Below are 3,265 nucleotides of genomic sequence, written 5' to 3'. Positions count from 1 at the left end.
CAATCCCTTGAGCCGCCGTTCCTACTGTCGTTCCTGCGTCTGGTGGGATGATGCCATTGGGTGGTGGTGATGTGGTTGCTGTCGGTGCGGTGACAGTGGTTGTATTTGGTACGGTTGTCCCGTTTACAATGGTCGTTGTGTTTTGAGGTGGGATGGGAACTTTAATGCCATCGATCTCAACGGTTTGAGTAGTGGTAGTTGTGACGCTACCTGTCGCTGATGCTGCTCGAATGGTGCCCAGTAAGGTTAACCCAAAGATAATTATTGAAAGCAGTCGTTTTTTCATCAATGTTGTGCGAGTTATGCAGGTAGTAATTCTGAAGCATACCGAGCTAATCCAATGATTGGATGCTCGGCTTGCTCCAGCAGTGCTTGACGGCGTTCGACTTCATGGACGTTATTGACAACAGCCGCCAAGGTGCCAGAGCTAGCGTAGATTCTCGCCCAGGTATAACTCCGTCCATCTAACATCAACCAGTTAGAGTAACCCCAACTGCGATTGGGAACGTATGCTTCAGTGAGATTGGGGGCGAGTAGCTCCAGCGGAATCTTCATAACTTCGGAGATCGTATCTACCGATTCCGGTTGGATGCGTCCGACTAACTTGATATCGCAGTTAGCGAGGATTTGTTCGCCGCCAGCGCAGGTTTTAATCGAGTGAACCTCTTGAGCGGCTGGCATTACTCTGATCCCTGCTTTGGCGGCAATTGCCAATAGTCTCCCAATCATCAACGCTAGGGCAGGGAATTTGAGTAGGGCAGCAGCTTCATCCAAAAATAGTACCGATTTAGGATTGCTGTAAGCGCGGCGGATGGCGGTAGCATAAGCCACTGTTGCGAGTACTGCCATATCTTCTGCATTTGCCACGCCCCGAATTGCCATCACGAATAACTGGGCATCGGTTTTAAAGGTAGAGGGACGACAAAAAGCCTGTCCCGTCCGGCTTTGAGTCCAAGAGCGCAGTTTAGTGACGATATAACTCAAGGCTTTGAGTTGTTCTGGTTCGGTAATATTGACTCGTTCTGGCGAGCAGAAACCGATGAAGTCTTCTAACACTGGGTACTTTTGCCATGCGTCGCTACCAATCCCCCCATTGATGGCTGCAATATACCGCGATTGAATCTCCCTGGCGGCGAGGAATTTGGTCAGAATTAGCGTCAGCAAGGATCTAATTAAGTCCCGCAACATTGGCTCGAAAGCATCAGGATTAGAACCAGTTACCAGCATTTGGAGGATTTCGAGTAACGATTCTTGAGTATCCTTGCGACGATCTTCCCGATCTACTTCAGCTAGGTGCGAAAGATTGGGCACCTCAAAAATATTGCTACATTCCGAACCCACATCGAAGAAAGCTCCACCCAACAGCCGCGCGTAATCGCGGAAAGTCGAGGCTTCTTTAGTAGGCGGACAGTCGATAATCGTCACGGGCATATTGTTTGCTAACGCGCCATTGAGCATCCCCGTAGTGGAGACAGATTTACTCGCTCTGGTAGTGGCAATCCACAGAATATGGTGGTGGTTATTGATAATGTCGATGTACAACGGTACGCCACCATCGTTGGAGATTAACTCAAATCCAACTTTGTCGTAAGTATTAATTAACGCCAGCGAGACAGTCCCCGCCACATAATTGGTGAAAACCTTGCTCTCGCGACTAAAAGGGCGAGATAGTGCCATATCCCAAGCTACGGGGAACGTTTGCAACCACGTCAACCAAGTGTAGGTATACTCGCGGTGCAAGTGACCAGGAAATAGAGACTTGAGGCGATCTCAAGCGAGATCTACTTCTTGTACCGTGTGGCGATGGATGAGGAATGTCGATGATATTGCTAGCTCTACACCACCTCTGTGTAAAACCTGTTGAGCCTCAATCGCTTCTTCAGCATTCATGTTCGCGGCAACGTTAATATCGCCTTCTGCCTCAGCTTTACTTGCTTTGTAAATCTCTTCATCAGTAAGATCTTTGAGCTTTTTGCGACTGATACCTCGATCGACTGCGGTAATTTGAGCGATGTGTTCGATGTCGTAAACGCTATCTTCCCCTAACTTATTCCACAGGTAAGTGAGTGCATCTAATTTGTCACTCCATTCATCTGGTTGCTCTAACATTGACATCACGCCAATGAACTTCTTTTTGACCTTGACCCAGCGATAATCTGCGGTGGGTAAGCTGGATTCCTCGTCAATTAAAATTGATAAGGGATGGAGGTGGCGATAGATATTCTCGGTGGCTACTTTACCATTGAAAAATATCCGTTGGGGTACGGGAGGCGCGGGAGTATCATTTACTCTCGCCCACAGATCTGCCCACAGTTCTTGGCTACTTAACGGACGAATGCCAAGCCCCATCTTATTAGTAAGAGTCTGTTCCCATAAATAGAAAGCATTGACACCAGCTACTAAGAATTCGGTAAATTCGCGAGACTTAGCAATCTTCGCTGCGCCTGAAAACTTGGTGAATATTTTATAAAGACCCTTGCCAAAAGCTTCGATTTGGTCATCTTTGACATCGGCTTCGGGGTCGAAGGTAAAGGTTGCAAATAAGGTCAGCGATTTAGGTTTTCGCATCCCCTTTTCAGTCAGAGTTTGCAATCGCTTTTGTTCGGTCATGATGATGTACTTCAAGACATCTGACTGACAATTTTCCACAGTTCTCGATAGCTCCTGCATTCGGGCGGTGTTATCGACAAACGATTTCATGTGAATCGTTAACACCTCACCCTCCGGCAAATCCTTAAACCCAGCGGATAGTCTGTTATAAATCGGGTCGATCCTCCCCCACGGTAGATTCGGGTGAATGCCGTCGCATTGAAACCCAAATACCAGTCGATACTTGCGCTCGGTAATTTGAAGTAAATACGCGCCAAATTGTCGCCCATTGCAATCGAAATCGATATGGGTGACTAAATCTAGCTCTCCTTCAATCGGAAATAGTAATTCTGGCTTCTCCCCAGGACGACAGACTTGTTTGACTGGTTTAGGGCGAGTGAACATCGGGATTTTCTGGAGGTAATGGAGAGCGGTAGGGGAGATTAGCGCGGATGTAGCGAGGTGGTTTGAACCATAATCCGACAAATCGCCACACGCCTTTAAGGGTGAGGGCAATCCAGGTGCCATCGACGACGACAACAGCTAGCGCAAATGGTTGCCAGCCCAAATGAAAAACTTGAACTAGAAATAGATAAAGCAGTAAATCTAAGCCCAGGGCGATGATAAATACATCAGCCGGAATCCCTGCAATCCCAGGCTTACGGCTAAGAATGCG

General features: G+C 47.7%; 3 protein-coding genes and 1 pseudogene. All 4 read right to left on the bottom strand.

Annotation, left to right across the window (positions count from 1 at the left end; translation table 11 throughout):
* A pseudogene (locus tag RMO35_RS16700) lies at positions 1–286 on the bottom strand (hypothetical protein); the annotation flags it as partial.
* Positions 287–300: 14 nt separating this feature from the next.
* The gene (locus tag RMO35_RS16695; RefSeq protein WP_309742446.1) at positions 301–1,740 is read right to left on the bottom strand and encodes a TraM recognition domain-containing protein; all 1,440 of its coding nucleotides are present in this window, start codon (positions 1,738–1,740) and stop codon (positions 301–303) included.
* Between the two features lie 30 nt (positions 1,741–1,770).
* Positions 1,771–2,994: a hypothetical protein gene (locus RMO35_RS16690; RefSeq protein ID WP_309742445.1), complete on the bottom strand. Its 1,224-nt coding sequence runs from the start codon at positions 2,992–2,994 to the stop codon at positions 1,771–1,773.
* The coding region (locus RMO35_RS16685; protein WP_309742444.1) for a hypothetical protein at positions 2,978–3,265 on the bottom strand (288 nt) is incomplete at its 5' end. The genes RMO35_RS16690 and RMO35_RS16685, both read right to left, overlap by 17 nt.

The organism is Chamaesiphon sp. OTE_20_metabat_361, from assembly GCF_031364565.1.
Note: the sequence above shows the minus strand (reverse complement) of the source record. Positions and strands in the feature narration are given on the sequence as shown.